At 48.9% G+C, this 21,674-nt stretch carries 19 protein-coding genes; 3 read left to right on the top strand and 16 right to left on the bottom strand.

The features are described from left to right. Positions 1-42: 42 nt before the first annotated feature. The 16 genes from SFSGTM_RS00980 to SFSGTM_RS00905 form a co-directional block, all read right to left on the bottom strand. Entirely contained in the window at positions 43-759 is a 717-nt protein-coding gene (locus tag SFSGTM_RS00980; protein ID WP_162083521.1) for a class I SAM-dependent methyltransferase, read from the bottom strand. Further along, a complete protein-coding gene (locus tag SFSGTM_RS00975) occupies positions 756-1,766 on the bottom strand; it encodes a radical SAM/SPASM domain-containing protein (RefSeq protein WP_198420591.1) in 1,011 nt (336 codons plus the stop codon). Before SFSGTM_RS00975 ends, SFSGTM_RS00980 begins: the two co-directional genes overlap by 4 nt. Continuing rightward, positions 1,763-2,932: a DegT/DnrJ/EryC1/StrS family aminotransferase gene (locus SFSGTM_RS00970; RefSeq protein WP_198420590.1), complete on the bottom strand. Its 1,170-nt coding sequence runs from the start codon at positions 2,930-2,932 to the stop codon at positions 1,763-1,765. The genes SFSGTM_RS00975 and SFSGTM_RS00970 overlap by 4 nt, the downstream gene beginning before the upstream one ends. A gap of 20 nt (positions 2,933-2,952) precedes the next feature. Beyond that, positions 2,953-4,380 carry a putative sugar O-methyltransferase gene (locus tag SFSGTM_RS00965; protein WP_162083520.1) on the bottom strand — a complete coding sequence of 476 codons (1,428 nt, stop codon included), beginning with the start codon at positions 4,378-4,380 and terminating at the stop codon, positions 2,953-2,955. A gap of 25 nt (positions 4,381-4,405) precedes the next feature. Further along, positions 4,406-4,762, bottom strand: coding sequence for a polysaccharide biosynthesis C-terminal domain-containing protein (locus tag SFSGTM_RS00960; protein ID WP_162083519.1), 357 nt, complete (start codon positions 4,760-4,762; stop codon positions 4,406-4,408). After that, complete coding sequence (locus tag SFSGTM_RS00955; RefSeq protein WP_162083518.1) at positions 4,759-5,610, bottom strand: SDR family oxidoreductase; 852 nt, start codon at positions 5,608-5,610, stop codon at positions 4,759-4,761. Before SFSGTM_RS00955 ends, SFSGTM_RS00960 begins: the two co-directional genes overlap by 4 nt. Further along, positions 5,610-7,568: a glycosyltransferase gene (locus SFSGTM_RS00950; RefSeq protein ID WP_162083517.1), complete on the bottom strand. Its 1,959-nt coding sequence runs from the start codon at positions 7,566-7,568 to the stop codon at positions 5,610-5,612. The genes SFSGTM_RS00955 and SFSGTM_RS00950 overlap by 1 nt, the downstream gene beginning before the upstream one ends. Next, positions 7,565-9,451 carry a B12-binding domain-containing radical SAM protein gene (locus SFSGTM_RS00945; protein WP_162083516.1) on the bottom strand — a complete coding sequence of 629 codons (1,887 nt, stop codon included), beginning with the start codon at positions 9,449-9,451 and terminating at the stop codon, positions 7,565-7,567. The genes SFSGTM_RS00950 and SFSGTM_RS00945 overlap by 4 nt, the downstream gene beginning before the upstream one ends. A 43-nt stretch (positions 9,452-9,494) precedes the next feature. Continuing rightward, positions 9,495-10,556 (bottom strand): NAD-dependent epimerase/dehydratase family protein, encoded by a 1,062-nt coding sequence (locus SFSGTM_RS00940; protein ID WP_162083515.1) that lies wholly within the window; start codon positions 10,554-10,556, stop codon positions 9,495-9,497. Next, entirely contained in the window at positions 10,557-11,228 is a 672-nt protein-coding gene (locus SFSGTM_RS00935) for an HAD family hydrolase (protein WP_198420589.1), read from the bottom strand. Then, positions 11,228-12,031: a hypothetical protein gene (locus SFSGTM_RS00930; protein WP_198420588.1), complete on the bottom strand. Its 804-nt coding sequence runs from the start codon at positions 12,029-12,031 to the stop codon at positions 11,228-11,230. The genes SFSGTM_RS00935 and SFSGTM_RS00930 overlap by 1 nt, the downstream gene beginning before the upstream one ends. After that, the gene (locus tag SFSGTM_RS00925) at positions 12,022-13,134 is read right to left on the bottom strand and encodes a radical SAM/SPASM domain-containing protein (protein WP_174237380.1); all 1,113 of its coding nucleotides are present in this window, start codon (positions 13,132-13,134) and stop codon (positions 12,022-12,024) included. Before SFSGTM_RS00925 ends, SFSGTM_RS00930 begins: the two co-directional genes overlap by 10 nt. Before the next feature lie 209 nt (positions 13,135-13,343). Then, positions 13,344-13,856 carry an NUDIX hydrolase gene (locus SFSGTM_RS00920; protein WP_198420587.1) on the bottom strand — a complete coding sequence of 171 codons (513 nt, stop codon included), beginning with the start codon at positions 13,854-13,856 and terminating at the stop codon, positions 13,344-13,346. Continuing rightward, positions 13,849-14,916, bottom strand: coding sequence for a class I SAM-dependent methyltransferase (locus tag SFSGTM_RS00915; protein ID WP_232526016.1), 1,068 nt, complete (start codon positions 14,914-14,916; stop codon positions 13,849-13,851). The genes SFSGTM_RS00920 and SFSGTM_RS00915 overlap by 8 nt, the downstream gene beginning before the upstream one ends. 87 nt (positions 14,917-15,003) lie before the next feature. After that, a complete protein-coding gene (locus SFSGTM_RS00910; RefSeq protein WP_162083514.1) occupies positions 15,004-16,833 on the bottom strand; it encodes a thiamine pyrophosphate-binding protein in 1,830 nt (609 codons plus the stop codon). Continuing rightward, on the bottom strand, positions 16,833-18,338 hold the full coding sequence (locus tag SFSGTM_RS00905; RefSeq protein ID WP_174237379.1) for an N-acetylneuraminate synthase family protein: 1,506 nt from the start codon (positions 18,336-18,338) through the stop codon (positions 16,833-16,835). Before SFSGTM_RS00905 ends, SFSGTM_RS00910 begins: the two co-directional genes overlap by 1 nt. A gap of 191 nt (positions 18,339-18,529) precedes the next feature. Between SFSGTM_RS00905 and SFSGTM_RS00900 the strand changes: the two genes are divergently transcribed. From SFSGTM_RS00900 to hda, 3 genes are read left to right on the top strand one after another with little or no spacing between them, the layout of a single operon-like run. Further along, positions 18,530-20,590: a tetratricopeptide repeat protein gene (locus SFSGTM_RS00900; RefSeq protein ID WP_162083513.1), complete on the top strand. Its 2,061-nt coding sequence runs from the start codon at positions 18,530-18,532 to the stop codon at positions 20,588-20,590. Positions 20,591-20,626: 36 nt separating this feature from the next. Then, on the top strand, positions 20,627-21,004 hold the full coding sequence (locus SFSGTM_RS00895; protein ID WP_162083512.1) for a gamma-butyrobetaine hydroxylase family protein: 378 nt from the start codon (positions 20,627-20,629) through the stop codon (positions 21,002-21,004). A 3-nt stretch (positions 21,005-21,007) separates the two neighbouring features. Continuing rightward, a complete protein-coding gene (gene hda / locus SFSGTM_RS00890) occupies positions 21,008-21,673 on the top strand; it encodes a DnaA regulatory inactivator Hda (RefSeq protein WP_162083511.1) in 666 nt (221 codons plus the stop codon). Position 21,674 lies beyond the last annotated feature (1 nt).

Below are 21,674 nucleotides of genomic sequence, written 5' to 3'. Positions count from 1 at the left end.
AGTTCGTGGCATTCTCTTATCTTCGGTCATATGATGTACTTATCAACCTGTATAACGGGCCACAAAAAACTTACGCGTTAATTGCTGACACTGCTGGTAATGGCCGCTCTTTATCACCCACTCCGTAATCGCCTGATCAACGCCCGCATAACTGGAGAATGCATCATCAAAGCAAATCCAGCCACCTGGCACTAAAAACCGTTCAACAATTGCTATGTCCTTGGACACAGCTTCATAACTATGATCGCCATCGATAAAAGCCATACGCAGCTTAAATTCAGGCGGTACGCTAGCCGCGAAGCTGGTCAAATCTCCTTTAACAGGAATGATATGGTCTGAAAGTCCACATGCTGCAATGGATGCATTAAAAGCATCCAATATGCCAGAATAGCGCTCATACACAGGCTCAATATCACGCTCATAGGGTTCCGCCCACACGGTCTGCTCTCCATAAGCACCCACCATACGACCATTGATATTGACGACACATGAGTGCGTGCCATCAGTATTCACATACCAATCCTGCTTTTCAGGAAACAGATCCACGCAATGGACTTTAGTGTGCCCCGTCACTTGTGCGGCCATCCCCAGCGCAATAGCCGAACGCCCGCACCAGGAACCCAATTCCAATACATCACCTTGCATATCAGCGCTGCTGTACGCCAAAGTAAACAAGCTCAACAACTGATCAAGTGGTGACCAGCCAGGAACATGCTCGACAGCATCCGCAATACGGGTTGCAATAGCTTGTGTAATCATAGCGGTGGCGGCTCTTGAGTAATGAATTCTTCAACCATGTCTGCATAACTGCGGCCTTCATGCGGCCAGCGCGTAGCTGCCCAGTCTGGACAATTGCCACAGAAGGTATGCTGGCTGTAATCGTTGTTCAAATGCGCCTGGCGTAATGCCTGATAAAACTCGCCCTGCCATTCGGCATATATGCTCGTATTACGATAATCCGCAATATAAGAACCATGTACCCAGTCTGACGGGCAGAAGGCCAAATCCCCGCGGGCATTGATGGCTATTCGCTCCCAGGGATACAGACAGGGACGGCGCGCGGCTGTCCGCAAGTCCTTACGTCGCATATCCGCTAGATCCTGAATCGCCCCTGAACAAGAATGTAAACGACGGATAACGACATTATCGGCACCATTATCTTTCCAGTAATGCTCGAAATCAGCCGCCTCTGCTGTATTCTGTGGCTGCTCCACAAAACTGACCACAATTTTCGTATTGGCTTTCGATTCACGCACCCAACGGATCAGTCTCAATACATTTTCGCGCGTCACGTCCAGATTGCCTTTGACGCGGATTTTAGCGTAGGTTTCCGGCTTGAATGCGTCTATGCTGATGTCTATCATGTGCACACCCGCTTCCAGTAAACGCTGCGTGCGCTTCTCATTCATGATCTTGCCGTTGGTCGTCAACGTCACATAAACACCTGAATATTTGACGGCAGCTTCTATCATGCTGTAGCCCTCAGGATGAACCAGCGGCTCGCCATTGCTGGAGTACCGTATATACTGAGTTTTACCCTGACCGTGCAACCTGACTTCTTCTATCATCTTTTCATTTAAAGCAGGATCCATATGGCGACCACCATAGTGTTCTGATTTAACAAAAGTCGGATGCGGACAATGGGTACAGGCCAGATTGCACACTTCCGTGATATCCATCAATATCTGGGAAGGAAAATCAGCCTGCAAACGGCCATTAAATCCATATTCAGAAGAGGCTACACCTACCGATTCAGCTTCGCTCATATCGCCTCCCTACACTTCATAATTAAATCTGCCAAATTGTCGACCACATAGTCGACATCATCCAGCGTCATTTGTGCACTGATAGGCAACGTCATGATGCAATCAGCCAGATAGTCTGTATTTGGCAGGGTAATCACCACATCTTTGCAATAGAGTGGCTGTATATGTAATGGCCGATAATGGATACTCACGCCTATATTCTGTGCTCTTAATTTCAGGAACAATGCATCGCGATGCTCACCAGTGTATTCCTGATCAATCCGACAAACTAATAAGTGTCGGGCGTGACCAGCGTTAAAAACCTTACTTTGAAATTCAATCGCCAAGCCCTTTTCCGCCAAACGGTATTGATAATGCTCAGCAACTTGTTGCCGAGCTGCAGCCATTTCATCCATGCGCTTTAACTGCACTCTGCCTATTGCTGCTTGCAGATCAGTGTAATTCATCTTATAGCCTAATTCTGTCAACCCTTGCATAACAGAAGATGATGGATTGGTATAACGAGACCATGCATTGGAACTCATACCACTCATACGTAATGAACGTAATCGTTCGGCTTTATCTTTATCAAACAGCGCAATCGCCCCACCATCAGCGGTAGACAGATTTTTATTCGCATAAAAACTAAAACAAACTGAATTCCCCGATGCACCAACGTGCCGGCCATCAGGGTATGTTGCCCCTAATGCATGAGCCGCATCTTCAATGATAGCGACATAAGCTGGCAACGCTTGACGCAAAGCCTCTACATCAACCGCATAGCCACCATAATGAACCGCAATCACGGCTTTGGTACGAGGTGTCAATTTTGCGACAACAGATGCTTCCGTCACACACATGGTTAGGCTATCGACGTCGCAGAATACCGGCGTAGCACCCAGATAAAGCACAGCATTTGCCGTCGCACACCAGGTTAAACTGGGCACGATCACTTCATCCCCTGGTCCTATATCTTCAGCCAGCAGCGCCAGAAAAAGCGCCGACGTGCACGAATTAACAGTCACCACCTCGGGAGCGCCCAGATAGTCTGCCAGCTCCGTTTCAAAAGCCAGGGTTTCCGGCCCCATACCCACCCAGCCAGAGCGCATGACACGTGTTACGGCATCGATCTCAGCATCGGTAAAATTCGGCGTACCAAAAGCCAGATAGTTATCACGTTTCTTCACTTTTTCCCTCGTAGCAGGCACTAAGTTCGATTCACACCTACCTGTAATCGGTCAGAACGAACAAACAACTGCTCCATGTGACAGTGCTGCAGCGAGGATGCCGAGAAATAGGGCCAACGCGATGGCTGACGGGTTAATTCATGAAACTCGGTGAGTTTAGGGAATGTATCGATAGGGTAATAAAGATAACCCGTACCATTGGAGATAAGATTCTCATGATAAAAATAACCATCTGTCGTACGCTCTACTTGGCGCAAATATTCACAAATAGTCGAATAAGCCATTTCTGACAAACTAATGGTATTAATGAAGAAATCTACCGATCGATCTGGTAACCACGGGAGTGCATATTGCGGCATCAGGATAATGTCGTAATTATCAATCAAAGCCTGCATATCCTCTTTGCCAGAATATAGATGAATACGTAAATCCGGGTAAGCCAGCGAGAGATAATATGAAGATATCAGCAGATTCTCTGGCAGGTCGAAGTTGATATAACAGCAACCAGGCACAAATTTGAGCGCATAGTAGGCGAAACCACCAAAGCCCCCGCCGATTTCTGCTATCACTGGCCGTTTGATATTTGAGAGCAACTTCTGGACAAACCGTCCCCGGTAATGATTAAGGAAGGTATTTGGATGAACAATAACGCCATCGATCCAATGCCCAAAAGGATTGCCTATGGGCGGCGAGGCGAGCTCATGTACGGGCGCCCCTCCTATGCTGTATGACCAGACGTTGAAATTCTGGCGGATGCCACTCACCATATCGGGATGCGCGGCATAGTCGTCAAAAGCTGCACGACCACCCAATATGCCGGTGCTCATGTTATTCCGGCAAAAATTCGCCAACAGGTCTCCCAATTTTTCGACATCATTTGCTTGCCGAGCCTCAAAATATTCAGGCCGTGTATCACGCAGGAAACTCTGCCAATTAGCGCCTACCTGATAGGGCGTCGACGCCCCTTCAAGATCACGTTCAGCAATCAACAATGCATCCCACAGGCGTTGGGTTAATGCAGTATGGGCAGATTTCTCAACTGGTGGCGGGATGTCATCCAGCGCCTTTGCCCCAACCTCAAAACTCACTCTTTCTGTCATCAGCTTTTCGGAAACCGGATCTACCGCATGCTGACGGAAAATCAGGTATCGGCAGCCTTCTGCCCAGTGTCTGGAATCAACACGGGTAGCAAAAATTTGTTCATCAGGTATGCCCAGCGCTATGAGCTGCTGTCGCATTTCTTCATGGAACAAGGCCGTTGCAGTAATAATCCGGTCGAATTTCAATGTGGCAACTGCCTCAGGTGGCAAAATCAGTTTCCCGTCACGCACGGTATTCCATTTTGCCGGATTATTATCGAGAAATGCGACGATATTGAAACCGTATAGTACACATTCGTGCTCGATACCTACCGAAGAGCCGCCAGTTCCAAATACAAGAATATCCATTTCTTATCTTTCTGTTATGAATCTGTTAATTGTTGAAATGCAGATCAGGGTTATCCTGATCAAAGCGGTTGGTAAGAAAATTGATCCAGCGCGTATTCGTTAAGCAGTAAAAAGTGTGTGTTTCGCCTGGTTCAATTAACACCATATCGCCCGCCACAAGATGATCGTTGATTACCTCTCCATCAGGTCGAACAATCACAATATCAACTTCACCATCAATAATAAAAAATAGCTCCAGGGTTTTCTCATGGTAGTGATTACCACGAACCTGCCCAGCACCAGTTTCCAAATAATTAAATTCTTCCCAAAGACCTTCGTTCATTAAACCGATCAACTTGCCTCTGGCATCCTCTCGACGCATGTAGGGTTCAATTCTTTTCATGAATTCATCTCCAGAAAACTCAGATACTCCTGATGCCTGCCCACTGAAACATCGAGCGATTCACAGGTCAGGGTATTTTCCAGCGAAATGTCTGCAAAGAGAAAAGAGGCTTGTTCAGTCACCCGGCTAGCCTGGTGCACCAGAGACTGTTCAAGATTCGCTGCGCGTGCAAATGTTTTGGCAAAAAAGTACCGCGAAATGCGTTGTCCACAGGCATGATATATACGCCTTGATAATGCCTGCGATTCGACTAAACGCTCTAACACAATTAGAAAATCACCATAATAAGTCGGTGAATAATATGCATCTTCGAAGCAGTTAACCGCTTCACCTCGGGTCAGTGAATCACGCACAAAACGCAAAAATGTCGCATTTGCGTCGTATAAAGCACTGAGACGCAATACATAAAAATTCGGGCTGAGGGTTAAGCCCGCCAGCTCCGCGCAAGCTTTGGTACGTCCATATACGGTCACGGGTCCCAAGGGGTCATCTTCCCGATAGCCGCCTCTATCCCCAGGGAACACATAATCACTGGAGATATAAATAATACGTGCCTCTGGAAAATGCTGAGCCAGATTAATCGTGGTTTGCACGTTGGCCATATAAGCATCCACAGGTGATGCCTCGCAGCGTGCCAGATTTTTATCTCCCGCCGCATGAATGATCACATCTGGCGTGACTCGCTGACTTAACAACTTCACCTGCTCGGCATCAGCCAGATCACATCGGAACAGTCCTTGCGCTTCGTCGGCATGTGCACTCACGCCCACCATATCCCAGCGTGACCCCAGCCCTGCACATACGAGTTTGCCAACATAACCTGTTGAGCCTGTCAGTAACACCTTCATCAGTTCACTACGCTCCACACTGGATGATTCAAATCATACAACGGCAAAATGCAGGTCATCGCTTCCAGATGTGCAATACTTGCATAGATACTAGGCCCGGATGACCCCGAAGCGAGAATAATCACATCAGCCCGAACATCCTGCAACTGCGTTGGCTTAAGCACGGGAATGCCCTGAAACGATGCCACATTGAGTGAACGATCAACCACGCCGACCAGGTTCAAACCTGGTGCCTGCTCAGCCAGCTTCAACGCTGCTTCGCCCATACCCGAAATACCATAAATAACAACTCGCTGCTTCATCGCCACAAAGCGCGGAAGCAAATGCCGCAAGCGTTTCACATATTTAGCATTTTTTACACCCAATGTTGAGAATTCATAACCTTCTGGCACGGTAAGCAATAATTCCGTCACGATACGCCCAGTCTGCACCGCCTCCAGTTGATGAACAGCTTCTATTGCTCCCGAGATATAAGCGTCGACTAATTCAACGATCCGACTACGCGGTGCAATGTAATTCACCAGCAAACAAGCATGCTCCTCCAGCCCAACGCCGAGGAAACGCCCCCCTTGCGTATTCAGCAATGGCAAATCAAAGCTTTTAACATCCACATCTTCTACCAACACACATCCATCGCTTTCCATCAGTTTTGGCTGCAAAGGATTAGATGCAAGCCCTGTGAAATCAAAGAATGTGCTCACAGCCAGTATCTGCTCAGGACAACCTCGGAAAAATGGTGCTAGCACCGCATAATCGGTTTTTATACTGTAGAACTCACCGCCAATGAGATGTATCCAGTCAGCGTTTTCAAACAATGCAGGATTGTTATCCATATCGTGACGCAGCTGTAGCAATGCAGCCGCATCTTGCACATGGATAGTTCTGAACTTTGCAGGCTTGGCATTACGCTGCGCACTCGGAGGGAACACCGAACACGCGTGCTGAAACAGTGAACTCACCCGGTGATCCAGCGTGTGCTCACTGAGCGCACGCTGATGCCCGGCAGCAGCGATTGCATTTCGGCTTACATCATCCGCAACGTATTTTTCAACCTTCTCCAGCAAGTCCTCGTCGGTGGTATAAAACACCACTTCCTCATCGCGCTTGAACAATTCTGCGAGTTCGGGATTCTCATTGGTAATTTGAAACGCGCCACAGCCCGGCACTTCGAAATGCCTGAGCTTAGTCTGAACCGCATTGGGATTGCCGTCTGATGACCAGGCGGGATTGAATACCACTCGTGTTTCGTTATAGATACGCACCATTTCTTCTTGTGATGGCACGCCGCCTGCATACTGTTTTAATTGCGGATGCTGCTCCCAGCCGTAACCAAACACACGGAACACCCAACCACGACGTTCACAGGCGTCTGCCAGACGAACCAGAACCTGTTCGCGCTGGGCACCATCTTCTACATGCACCTGGCCCTGGTTATCATTCACCTTGTGCTTGCCGATAAATACAACGTCATAACGTTTTTCGGTATCAGGTATAGCATAACAGGTACGCGAGTTGTATCCCCACGGCAAATACATTGCCCGCTCACCCCAGCCATCCGCATGCCGACGGGCAACACCCGCGGTAGAGTGCGAGGCAACCAGATCGAAATGATGATCATAGGTGGCGTTACGTGCATACCAGTGTTCAGGCTCATCGTCAGGATGGAACGCGACTGTTTTTACGCCTGCCAGACGCACTTTTTCAAAAAACGCATCCGGGAAATCACCAAAAATCCAGTCGTGATAAAAGAACAGATAATCGAATTTCTCACGACGCAGCAAGTCGTAAATGTAGGCGGAGTGATATCCCTCCGGTTGGCCAGCATGCTTCTCTTTACTGGCCAACAAAGGCCCTGCATTTACACAAACAACGTCGTCTCCCAGCACATGTCGAATCGCATCAAACCAGTTATCACGGATATAAGGCACCCAAAGTGCGCCGAGTGCCAGTACCCTCATGCAGCGTAAGAAAAGAGATTACCGCGCTGGGTAATACCTGCCACAATACGCCCGCCCAGGATTTCGGCTAATTGCTCTACTTCGCCATAACCATCCCGTGATTCAAACGTATAAGGAATAAATACGCCCTTAAACTGATGTTCTGCACGCAATTTACTTGCCCATTCACGATTCAGTTCATAACTGAAGTGACTATGCCCAGTCATGGAATGAATTTTATCTTTGCTGACCATAGACGCAAACTCGTCCTTGAAGCGCATCGGTGTCACTACATGCACATCCAGACCGAAACTCTGCAAAGTGCTCAACATCCAGCGGGTTAATGGCACGCGAGAAGTCTGCATGACAACCACGCTGTCTCCTGGTGACAAAGCTGCCGCTGCTATACGTAATTTTTCCATCGCCTGACCTGCAGAGAAGCTGCGCTCGACCTGCGCCTTATCAAAACGACGATAAGCTTCAGCCACATAAGCCTCAAGCTCAGCACCGGTGAAATTCTCAGTTCTTGAGACTGCCACCGTTGAACCGTTATAGTCATCCCAGTTTTTGGAAACGATCCAGCCCTTTTCATCATACATGCGGTACATTTCAGTACCGGGGAAAGGCGTAGCAATCGAGAACTGCACAGTATCAGCAGGCAATGAGCACGCCAAAGCGATAGTCGCTTCTATGGTTTCCGCTGTATCGCTAGGCAAACCGAAAGTGAAGGTCAGATGCACGCGTATGCCCAATTCCTTGGTCAGCCGTATCATGGCAATATTCTTTTCCACGTTCATGCGCTTGTCGATTTCATCGATGATGGCCTGATCACCTGACTCAACACCATACTTGATGCTGAATAAACCTGCATCACGCAAGGCTTCCAGTGTTTGCCTGTCCATCAAGTCAGCACGCCCCATGGTCGACCAGGGAATCACGCCACCTATGCCAGCCGCGATCATTTTTTTGGAGAACTCAAGCACATACTCTTTGCTGATATTGAACGTATCATCATCGATATAAATGCTCTTATAAGGCACTTTGGCCAAATTAGCCTTAATCTCATCAATGACGTCATCAGCCGAACGCTTACGATAGCGTGGGCCACGGAACAGCATTTGTGGCCATGCGCAGAAAATGCAGCCATATGGACAACCGCGCGTTGCCATCAATTGCAATTGAGGACGCTCAAGGCCGCAAACCCCGTCGAAATAATTAAGGTTAGGCAAGCCATCACGCTCCGCCCACGGGAAAGTGGACAAGTCTGGCAACCTGGCAAACGGATTTTTTTGTATCTTGATGACGTTCGCTGGTTGCGGCTCGTCTTTATTCTTTTTCACTGTGCCGTTATTACGATGTATCAACGCAGGAATATCATCCAGATCATTGCCATCACGCAATGCACACAGCAGCTTTAAAGTCGGGACTTCATATTCACCATAGATGGTGTAGTCAATTTCAGGATGCGCCTCGAGGAAGTCTTCTTGCTCGAACTCTACGTGCAAACCCGTGAATAATATTTTGACATTCGGAACCAGCGTACGGATACGTGCTGCAATTTCCAGATCAGAACGCACAGTCGGTGTCGAGCTCTCCAGCATCACGAAATCTGGCGCGCAATCTTTAACGAAATCATAAAAGCTTTCGTAAGTTTCGCCCATGGAGAGTGAATCACGAAGCACGGTATCGAAACCCTCGCGCTTGGCAAATGCTGCAGCAGTCGCCAGCCACACCGGGAAAGGCAGGTAACCCCCAACCAGTTCAGCGATCATCCCATCTTTAATCGTGTGCGAGTGCACTTCAAAGGTATGCGGCCATCTGGAGCCAGCACGAACACCGCGCCATCCAGGTTGAGTTGCTGTCGGCGCTTTATACCATGGCGGATTAGTGAATAAGACTTTCATAGCAACCTCTTTCTGATATCAAAAAATCACAAAATTAAACGGTTTATTGACACGCTGCTGCGCCAGTAACACTTGCCGCAGTTAGTCTAACAGCCGCCTCCAAATCAGTCCATACGTCCAAACCCAGCTCGTTACGGGCTTTCGTGACATTCGGAACATACACATTACGCACTTCATTTCCTACCGAATAAGCCGGCTCACTCATGACTATGACAGGCTTATCAGGGCAAATAATTCCCTGAACCAAATTTGCCAATTCTCGAATCGATATCGACTGATCCGAACCCACATTGTATATTTCCCCGTTGCGTCCATGACTCAATAAGGTCAGCAACCACACCACCAGATCTGCCATATACAGATACGACCGTATCGGTGTGCCGTCGCCCTTAACAACAACTGATTCACCCCTCACTGCCTGCCCGATAAAATTACCTATGGCGTAATGTATATCCAGCGGCAGTAACGGCCCAACAAACGAAAAGCATCTGGCAACAACCAATTCCCAGCCATATTTCTGCGCATAACAGGCTGACAAAAACTCAGCGGCGCGTTTAGCCTGTCCCAATGCCGTATCAGGATTAGTGGTATTGGGTGCGCCCGCATACGTTTCCGTAACCGGCTCGCCCACACCGCCATAAACACAACCAGAGCTGAGAAACAGCATTTTTTTCACACCACACTGCGCGGCAAATTCCAATACATGACGTGTTCCCGTCACCAGCGTATCAAACTTTTGTAACGCCTCCTCGCCCCGGAATGTCTCATCTGCCGAGGTCGTTGCCCCATGTATCAGATAATCATAATGCTGCGCCAGAAATGTAAAATCACGCACATCGCCCACGACAAAATCAACTGCTGCATCCAGTGCCAGATGTGGCGCTTTTAACCTAAATGCCTGCTCATTGCGCGTCAGCACAGTGATCTTCAAACGCAAATCCAGCTGGCGATTCGCATACAGCAAACTCTCCAGCAACCAGCGACCAAATAGTCCAGTTCCACCCGTTACAAATATCGATACACCACGGAAGTTCTCCCATGACCCAGCCGTACGACTGATTACCGCATCCAAATCATGCTGCAAGCAGTAACCTGATGCACTCATTTATCGCTGACTCACCATCACGCTGGGAAATGCTGAGGGACAATCCAGCCAGTTCCAGTCCGTTTCCATTTGTGCGCGCTGCAAACCACCATAGCCCCAAGCAGCATAATAAAAGCCTAACTGGTTTGCTGTCGCAGCCTCTCCGTCCTCGTACTTATCACCAATATAGATGGTGTTCGTTATATCCAAACCTTGCTCGGCAATTTGTTTCGCCAGCAATGCCGGCTTATTCGCTAAACGCGGCGCCACCATATCAAGCGCATATACCGAAACAAAATAATCACGCCAGCCCAGATGATCCAGAATCGCATGAGTCACAGCAAGACGCTTGTTGGTCGCAATATGCAATTCCACACCAGCAGTCAGCAATTGTTCCAGCATGGCTTCCACGTAAGGATACGCGGGGGTAGTGACTACGCCCGTGCTGTCATAGTATTGCTTAAACTGCTCAGTTAAATACGCAATCAACTCAACATCTTCACTACCACTTAATCGCATCAGCGTTTCGTTAAGTGGTGGACCAATTAAACTGTCACTCAGCGGTACGCAAGGCGTCAATTCGGCTGCTTGCAATGCCGCAGCAAAACCTGCCAGTATGCCCGGTGCAGAATCTATCAGCGTGCCATCAAAATCAAATACGGCTGTCGATATCAAATGATTTTGCATATTCATTATCCCAACACCACCAAACCACAGGCCCAAGACTCTGCTACCCGATCAAAATGTACTCTGCGATTAAAAGTCAGGTTGTAGCCATAGGCTTCGAAGTGATAACCTGCCTTTGCGCTTTCAGCCAGCATCGCCCCCAACCATAAAACTGGCGGATAACCATCCGTACGCAGCAACAAATCAGGCGAACCCATCATCGCTGCGCAAGTATCAAAACCGCCCGCCATCAAAAACTGGGCGGGCAAATGTCTCACTTGCTCAACCGCCGCAGGAACCGCATATTCCGTCAAACACGGGAAAAAATATCCCACCACTGGCCCACGCTGCATCGCCTCGAGCAGTAGCTCATGACGCGAACTAGGCGCGATACTTAACTTGCCCGCCAACCCATCTTTATGGTGGTTGGTAAAATCATACTGCGGCAATTTATCCGCATAAGCCTGTTGCACCGCTGGTAAATAGTCCCGCTCCAATGCCTCACCATAATCGGCGTAAGTCGCCTTAGGTAAAAAGAACGGCACACCCACGCCATTCACAATGGCTGCCGTATCCGCATGCTGACGCAAACCCTGCAATATCGCCTCAGCACGCTGCTGAAACGACACGACACTTATATCCGCGCCCAGATGCTGTATCCGCGCATGTATGGCGGCATAGTCAATCTCAGGCTGCGTCAGCGTAAAATAGCGCCGGGTCTTGCGATGCACCGCGCCTGCTAAATCAGCCGCAGGTATGCAGCGTCCATAATCATCAAATAGTGCAGCCACTGCCACACCCTGTTCATCGGCATCCACCATTAATCGCACAAGCTGTCCTGATCTGAAAAGCCTTGCCCCCAGGGCACAGGAAGGTGGGTAACGCCCTTAGTTTTTTCCATATGTATCTTGATAAATTTCGGATCTTCGCCGATTAAGCAATCTGGCCGATATGGCCCTAACCACGGATTACGCATACCGCGCGCCAAAATTTCTTTCAATGGCGTTTCACGCAGATTACCCAATGAAAAATCTATGTAAGGACATGGCGTTACTTCAAATGTAGAAGTGACCGTAATGATCCCTTTAACCGTGATACAGCCTTTGTAAGAACCATAAGTCGGCGTCATGTGAGTGAAAACGTTATAGGTCTTTTCCAGCTCACGCAAAATGTCAGCATCTTCTTTATCTATCACAAATTCGGGATGATCCGAACAAGAGCCAGTCGGTTTGGCATATGACACATACAGACCCACACCTTTTTCAGTCGCAAATTTGCACATATCCAGAAACTCGTCTGTTTTCGCGCGCCCTTTGACCAGCACTGTAGATAACAACAAGTTGAGCCCCGCGTCCAATGACGCATCTATCGCCCGCATTACTCGCTTATAAGAACCAGGCTTGTTACGGAAATTATCATGATCCTGTTCGATAAAGCTATCGAGTGATAGCTGCACCTTTTCTACGCCGATTTCCTTGAGATGTTTCGCTCGCTTGTCATCCAGAAACCAGCCGTTGGTATCTGCTATCACATAATGCTTTTCCGGATCGATGGCTGCAACGACCTCATCAAAATCTTTCATGACCAAGGGCTCCCCACCCGTGATCACGAATCGCGCCAGCCCTAATTCATCAGCTTGACGGGAGAATTCACGTATATCGGCCAGATCAATTTTGCGTCGCGCATCTTCAATCTTGAATACTTTCTTCTTATGCCTGTCCATATAATATTCGGCCGAACAATGCGTACACTGAAAATTGCAAAGATAGCTTTTTTCCAGACGTACTATGGGACTGATTTCCCCACGCTCTTCCATCGCGGCGATCGCTGCCAGTTTGGCAGCCACGTAGGGCTTTCTTGCTCTAAGTCCCTCGCGCTTGGCTCGTTCCGCTGGCGTCAATTTATTATCTGGCGTTTCCGCAACAGGCATCATGGCAGAACTTCCTTTTTATGTACGTCTCTTACTATCCATCATTCCTACAGGAACAGATATAGCGAATATTTTTATAAATTTATGTCGAGGAAAACGCGATAAAAATGTATTTTTATCAGGGTATTCGCCCGTTACCAGCCTGTATCATACTAACAGTTTATCCGACCATCCGCTCAGTCTAAGCAGCTACTTACCTTACTTTGCCACCACTATGCTGCGATAAACTGCCGATAAATCTCGTGCACCGCTATCAGATTTTCTGGACAGCCATCGTGCCACGCCCAAACACCTGACTGAAGCTTTCCTTCCTTGTATTCGCGCTGCGGATCTAACGAACTGGTCAACGTGCATGCATACAAAAAAGAAATGAAATGTCCGCGCGTATTCCGGGCTGGATTCATGATTTCATTCACCGCCAGCGGCGCCGGCGTAAATATCACACTGGCACCTAACTCGTTTGCAGCCACTGCTGAGACTCTTGTCGCAAAGGATTCTTTGAATCGCACTATGCCGCCAGGCACATGCCAACCCGGGCCGTAATATTCATCATCCCTCCATGTAAGTAACGTCTGATTTTGCGCATTCTTTAACAGCAAATCAACATTCACCATTGGTGTCAGTCGGCTCACGAACAGAAATACCTCTTCCGGCAAACCTTGTGCCGAATTTATTATTTTGGACTCCAGCTCACCTATCAACGGTTGCAGCGCCATATCAGACAAACTCCAACCCAAAATCCCGCAAAATCGCAACATGCGTGACCGCAGGCCAGTCTCGACGGATGATATTCGCCACTTCGTCCGAATAACTCGCGGCCATCACAATAACCGCGCCCACAGGGTGCTCGGTTAAGTAAGCAGGGGCCACTATCGGAATATGACTGGCTGGTGTGAACTTGCCTTGTTTGAACGGCGCCGAGTCTACGACGTATTTAATTTCCTTTGCCAGACCCAGCAATGCGATTGCAGCCAGCGCCTGATGTCCCGCACCCCATATCGCCACACCCTCAGCGGCATGCTGCTGAATAAAGCAACCCACCTCGGATTTTATTTGCAAACGGCTGCTAGCAAATGCAGAGACATCACAAAATTTCCGCTTGCGCACGACTGCGGAAAGTATGTAGCCATGCCACACCTCTGCACAACTTAGCACCTCAAACCCATTGAGTCGCAACATGGTCACCAGTGACTCACGGGTGAAATACAGGATGTGATCACTGATAAATTCAGTAAACAGGTTGTTTTTTAATATCATGTCCAGGTTAGGCACTTCAACCAAACCTATACCGCCTTCAACCAGATTATTTGCGATACCACGTAAACTGGCGTTAGGATCCGGCCAGTGTTCCATGAAGTTGAGCACGGCAAACGCATCAAAAGGCGCGTGTTCCAGCACGTATTCGGCACTATCAATGTAGCCTGGTGTCACATCCAACCCTGCGGCTACACACTGCCGAACTGAGTCTGCACCATATTCCAGCCCATAAGCCATGACGCCTGCCGATTGCAGCAACCGCAGATACTCACCCCGCCCACAACCTATCTCAATCAGATTTTTACCCTGCAGGGCATAGTCTTGTACAAACTGTGCGAACTGCACCTGTCGGAACGCCTGCATTTCCTCAGAAAATGCTGCTGCACGAACCACTTCTTTGTAATAAGCAACAGGCTCACTGCTAGATTGCACCAAGCCACAACTGGTGCACTGATAGATGACTAAATCAACACCTGCGTCGGCTGCCAGATCGTGTGCATCAGGCAGAAACTGTGCGGCTTTTGGCATATCGTGAAAATGCAGCAAACTGTGCTTAGGCAAAACATTGCCACACATTTTACAAAGACAATTGCCCATATTCACTTTCGCTGCTTACTAACTGCGCGCAGCTATCGACTGTGGCGTCAATGCAACCAGCATTTCAGCTTGCAGCGTTGCCAATGGCAGTAACGGGGTCATGTCCTCTAGCGGCATGGATTTCATCGAGCCATCAGGCTGCGGTAATGCAGATACTTTCGGTGCCAGCGCCTCATCGGTGACCAGTCTGACATCCACCAGCAAGGGGCGGGATTGCGACAATGCCTGCTGTAGCTTGGCTTGCAACTCAGACACATCGGTAATCCGCAAAAAAGGTAAATCATAAGTTGCCGCCACTTTTTCCAGATCAGGCAATAACAAGCCGGCCTCAGGTCCAGTACCCACAAAACGGCTGTCGAAATAATTACGCTGAGTATTGCGTATCGAAGCATAGCCATTGTTATTCATCACGATCAGACAGATAGGCAAATTAAACGCCCTCAGAGTAGACAGTTCCTGAATATTCAGCTGCAAACTGCCATCACTCTCTATCGCCACCATGGGCTGCCGATTACCCGCAAAGCAAGCGCCTATCGCCGCAGGCAGACCATACCCCATCGCGCCCAAACCAGACGTTAAAAACACACGTTGTCCTGGCTTATTGCGGAAGATAGTGTAAAACGCCTCGACAGCCAGCCCTGAACTACCCGTGCTGATAACCGTATTTTCAGGCAACGCATCTGACAGCGCATCCATCAACTGATAATGACTGATTACGCCACTGACAGGAAATGCCGCGCCATCATTGACGGGGTAACGCTGCTTCCAATCCGCACAACGTGCTATCCACTCGCTCCAGTCAGGATATACCTCAGTTTTCGTATCCAGCCACGCTTGCAAGAATTCGGCCGCATCGGCGGTCACAGGCAAAGCAATCTCCATATCCAGCTTGGCGATCTCATAGCTATCGACATCAACGACGACCTTCCTGGCCTCGCGTGCGAAGCCACGAGGGTTATAGGCGGTAATAATATTATCGAGACGACTACCTATACTGATAAGCAGATCACAATTTTGCACAGCGAAATTCGGTGCACGTAACGCGACCACACCAGGACGGCCTACCAATAGCGGGTGATCGTAAGGCAACAGATCGAGCGCATTCCAGGTCGTCACCACAGGAATATCGAGCCGCTCAGCCAGTGTTTTGAATAATTGCGCACCACCCGCCAGACGCACACCATGCCCCGCCAGCAACAATGGGCGCTTGGCCTCGCGCAGTAACTGCTGCAATTGAGCAAGCTCTGCTGTGTAATCGGGTGTTACGGTTTCGTCCGAATCATTTTGACTATGTGCCAAATCCTCAGGATTAATCGGTGCACCTTGCACATCCAGCGGCACATCTATCCATACAGGACCCGCCCGACCACTGCGGGCAATATGCGCCGCATGCTCCATCACCATGCGTATATCTTCAGGCCGCTCCACCGTCACCGCATATTTAGTGATGCTCTTTACGATTTTGACGATATCAACTTCCTGCACCCCATTTTGCCGCAAAGGTGCATCGCGCAGCATATCCGCACGCTTCACCTGCCCCGAAATAATCATCAATGGCACAGACTCTATCCACGCGCCAGCAACTGCAGTAATCGCATTGGTTGCACCCGGACCTGTCGTCACCATGGCCACACCCAAATTTTCATTGATACGGGCATATGCTTCCGCTGCAATCGCCGCTGCCTGTTCATGCAGGCACGCAACCGCTTCCAGTCGATCACACTTGGCTACCGCATCAACCAGATACATTGCACCGCCACCCGGCAGGAGAAATATCTGCTGCACCCCCAAATCGGCGACAAAGTCTGCAATAAAATCCGCAACCCGATATTGCTCTTTCACGCTCATCAATCCATCCAGTAAGTTAACAGGCTTTTGCGCTGCTTATTCGCCATAATGGTCTCATCCGTATAAAACGAATCATCTGTATTATGACTGGTTGATATCTCTTCTATCACCGCACCATCTTTACTGCTAAAAGCATGGCGGGTTCCTGGCTCTATGGTCACCACATCCCCAGGCTGGCATACACTGCTCACACCATCCAGCACCAGCGTAATTTCGCCGTACACCACATGGAAAGTTTCTTCTTTCACTTTGTGATACTGCTCCGGATGTGATTGCCCCGGCAATATCACCAGCAATTTCTTGCAGTAACAGCGATTTACTACTGTAATCAATACCAGACCAAACTCATCAAAGCGATCCAGCCCATAATGATGCGACACTTCCAGATCCGCACTGCCGGGCACCACGATGTGAGTACGTTCCAATAGCGCCTTCACCCGCTGTGCAATATCCCACACCCGTGCACGACCATCTTTATATAAGGCATTATTCGGCGCAACAGCCGCATCCTGCGCAATGGCTGTGGTTGAGGTGAGTTCTGCGTATTTCGACCAGTCATTGGCCGTAAATTGTCCCACCTGAGGTGGAAATGCGTAATACACATCTTCGCGCTGTATGGTCTCGCCTGCCGTAATTGCCCGGCGGGCAAACACACCACGTTGCAAGGAACGCAAACTATTCGCCTCTTCTGGATTAGGCGGCAAACGTGTCTCACCTTCGCCACACAGCACCCAGGCGTGTTGCGCCGCCTCTAGCCATGCCCGCACTTGTGCAGGACTGGCTGAATAAGCATTCTGCGGATATTTCTCCGTGGGCACACCCACATGCTTTTCGAACAGTGTCACACCCTTGGCAACTGCCAGCTTCACTATGTCTGTATGGTCCGGATTTTCGTGGGTAGAGAAGCCGATACGCACGTTAGGATAACGATTACGCAGGAAATCAATTTGCGACAAATGCATATGTTCGTCTGGTGTTGGATATTCGCCGACGCAGTGCAAAATGGCAAAATCCTTGTGCCTGTGCATCAGAAAACTGACCACCCTGTCTATCTGATCCAGACTCGCGCCTGCGGTAGAAGCAATTATCGGCTTTGCACTGAGCACCACGCGCTCCAGCAATGGCCAGTCGGTAAAGGAACAACTTGCAATTTTGATAAAATCTAAATTCTGCGCTTCAATGACATCCACTGATGGTTCATCAAAGGGTGTCGCCATGGTCATAAAACCAGCTTCACGCATCGCATCAACCAGACGATCAAAATCCGGCCGGCTCAACCGTGTTTCAGAAAACCGTTTCACATATTTGATATCGTCCCGCCCACGTGCCGCGGGATGGATGAATGTATCCAGATCACGATATTGCAGTTTGAAAGCAAAGCGGAAAGGAAAATCACGACATACCTCACCGAACGCACGAATAACTGACAACCCATGTTCGACATCACCCATGTGATTATTGGCCATCTCTAACACGAATAGTGGCGCGGGGATGATTGCGGACATTCTTACTCCTCAATGAATTTCAATTTAGCTATCGCGTAGCTAGCAGACTACTAGCACAGATGCGACAGCTTATCATTTAGCGTTGTTTTCGCCTATGAAGACAGACACATTTCACCGATTCAAGAAAAATTTTACAGCACTACCAACAGCCGACATAATCACCACATCTCTTGCGTACTGGTATCCCAACAATGACATCACCCACCACACCCCAGCAAGCACTTGCGGCAATCGCAGCAAAAACCTTAGCGCAAGCTATTGCCTGTCATCAAGCAAACGATTTTGCAGGGGCTGAAAAGCTGTATCGCAACATACTGTCAACCCAGCCCAATCACGCAGAAGCGAATCACAATATGGGTGTACTGTCATTGCATAACGATCAGGCAGTTGCCAGCCTGCCTTATTTTTCAACCGCACTGGATGCGGATCCGGCCAATGGACGTTACTGGATTAGTTATATAAACGCATTATGCCAGGCAGGACAACTGGATGATGCTCGACAAATTCTGGCGCTGGCGCAACAGCATGGCCTGTCGGGGCAGGAGGTCGATAAGCTTGTCATCCAGTTAACTCCATCGACGAGTACTCAACCTGATCAGAAAGAAATCAATGCGCTTATTACCCACTTCAATCAGGGACAACTTGCCGAAGCGCTTGCCCTGGCGAAAATTTTAACCACCCGCTACCCAAATCACGATGCAGGCTGGAAAGCGATGGGCGTGGCATACCAACAAATGGGGCGCCATGCTGATGCACTTGAACCCATGCAACGCGCTGCCAAACTGGTCCCCAAAGATGCTGAGGCACACAACAATCTGGGCATTACACTGGATGCTTTAGGTCGCTATGAAGAAGCCGCAGCCAGTTACCGTCAGGCATTAAAAATCAACCCGACTTATGCTCAGGCTCACAGCAACCTGGGGGCTGCATTACACCGCCTGATGCGCCTGGATGAAGCCGTTGCCTGCTACCGCAAAGCTTTACAATACCAGCCTGATTATGTCAGAGCGCATAACAACTTAGGCGCCACGCTCCATGATTTACGCCAACTGCAGGAAGCTGAAGCATGTTATCGCAAGGTAATAACGCTTTATCCAGCCTATCTTGACGCGCATCGCAACCTTGGGATTACATTGCACGATATGGATCGCCTGGATGAAGCTGAAATCAGCTATCGTAACGCACTGCAACTCAATCCAAACGATGCAGAAACGCATAGCTATCTGGGCAACACCCTGAAAGACCTTGGCAAACTGGAGGATGCTGAAGCCAGCCACAGACAGGCACTGCACATCAACCCCAATTTTGCTGATGCAAAAAACAATTTAAGCCATGTATTATTAACCATGGGAAAATTAGCCGAAGCCTGGCCTGCATACGAATCTCGCTGGGATGCCTATACGCTCAAAAAAATGCAGCGTCCTGCAACGACATTGCCACTATGGCAAGGACAAGCACCCTCACCCAATGACCGCATTTTGGTTTTCAAAGAGCAAGGCATGGGTGACCAAATCCAGTTTTCACGTTATTTGCCATTATTGGCGCAACGCTTCCCTGCAGGCGTCAGTCTGGTCGCCGCACCTGCCTTACATGCATTATTGAAGCGCGCATTCCCATCCATAGAAATTCTGGATACTCCACCCGCTGACCAAACGCTCTGGCAATGGCAATGCCCGTTAATGTCACTACCGCTGGCATTCAACACGCAGCTCAACAACATTCCCGATCATGTACCTTACCTTATTGCAGATCCTGTAAAGACAGATTATTGGGCTGCGAAGATTTCCACACTGAATCTTCCCGCCACGAAACGTAAGATAGGCATAGTGTGGAAACCGGGTAGCCTGATGAAAAATGCAGCACTGCGCGCGCTGAGCTTGCAACAGCTCAGTCCATTACTAGATCGGGCAGATTGCGCATGGTTCAGTTTACAAAAAGAACCCAATGCAGATAAAACAGCCTGGATAGAAGCAGGAAAGCTAATCGACTGGTCGGATGAATTCAGCAGTTTCGATGATACTGCTGCACTGATCAATAATCTTGATCTGGTTATTTCGGTTGATACGTCTGTGGTGCATTTAGCTGGCGCACTGGGACGCCCAACCTGGCTATTGAATCGCCATGCCAGTGAGTGGCGCTGGATGCGCAACCGCGAAGACAGCCCGTGGTATCCAACAATACGCATTTTTACTCAAGAAAAAGCAGGTGACTGGGAGAGTCTGATAGCACGTGTGGCGGCAGCGTTAAGGTAGCTATGTTATTATCATCAGCTTATCCAGGAGCACGCTATGGCAGGTTTAGACAAAAACACCCCAATCCCGACTGAAATTAAATTACATCAGACTTCTCGCATACTCGAAGTGGCGTTTAATGATGGCAGTACATTTTCCTTTCCTTATGAATTTTTGCGGGTATTTTCTCCCTCAGCAGAAGTACGCGGGCACGGCCACGGACAGGAAGTAATGCAAGTCGGCAAACAGGATGTGACGATTACCGGTGTCGAACCTGTCGGTAGCTATGCAATACAACCCAGCTTTTCTGATGGCCATGACTCTGGAATTTATTCCTGGGATTATCTGTTTGAAATAGGCAAAAATCAGGATATGTTGTGGACACGCTATTTACAACAATTAGCCGATGCGGGTGCATCAAGACAAGCGTTGTGAGCTATGCAGCAACTGATACTGGATATTATTGATCCGCCTGCACCCAGCTTTGCTAATTTTGTTACCGCATCCAATGCTGAGTTAATCAGCACCCTGACCAATCTCGTTGCATTAACTGGTGTCAGTCCCCAATGTTATTTATGGGGAGCGACTGGTAGTGGCAAAACACATCTATTGCATGCTTGTGTGCAAGCTGTGTTATCTCATGGAGTGCCAGCTCGCTATTTCGATGCTGGTAGCTTTACCTTGGCCGACACAGCTGACCTCGCCTTCGTTGCCATTGATAACGTCGAACAACTGGATGCCGATAGACAAATACACCTGTTTAACCTCATTAACCAGATACGCGATGGGCAAGGACGCTTAGTCACTGCCGGCAATGTGGCACCTATGCAATTGCCACTTCGCAATGACGTTACTACCCGTTTAGGCTGGGATGCTGTCTATCAAATTCACCCTTTATCTGATGCGGATAAACGTTACGCACTCAGCAAACATGCCGAAGCACGTGGTTTTAATTTGCAAGCGCAAGTAGCAGACTATCTTATTAACCACTGGCGCCGTGATTTACCATCATTAATGGCAGCGCTGGACAGTCTGGATAAATACTCGCTGCAAACACAGCGCGCGATTACCGTACCGTTACTCAAAGAAATATTACCCGCATAAA

The organism is Sulfuriferula nivalis, from assembly GCF_009937995.1.
GTDB lineage: Bacteria > Pseudomonadota > Gammaproteobacteria > Burkholderiales > Sulfuriferulaceae > Sulfuriferula > Sulfuriferula nivalis.
Note: the sequence above shows the minus strand (reverse complement) of the source record. Positions and strands in the feature narration are given on the sequence as shown.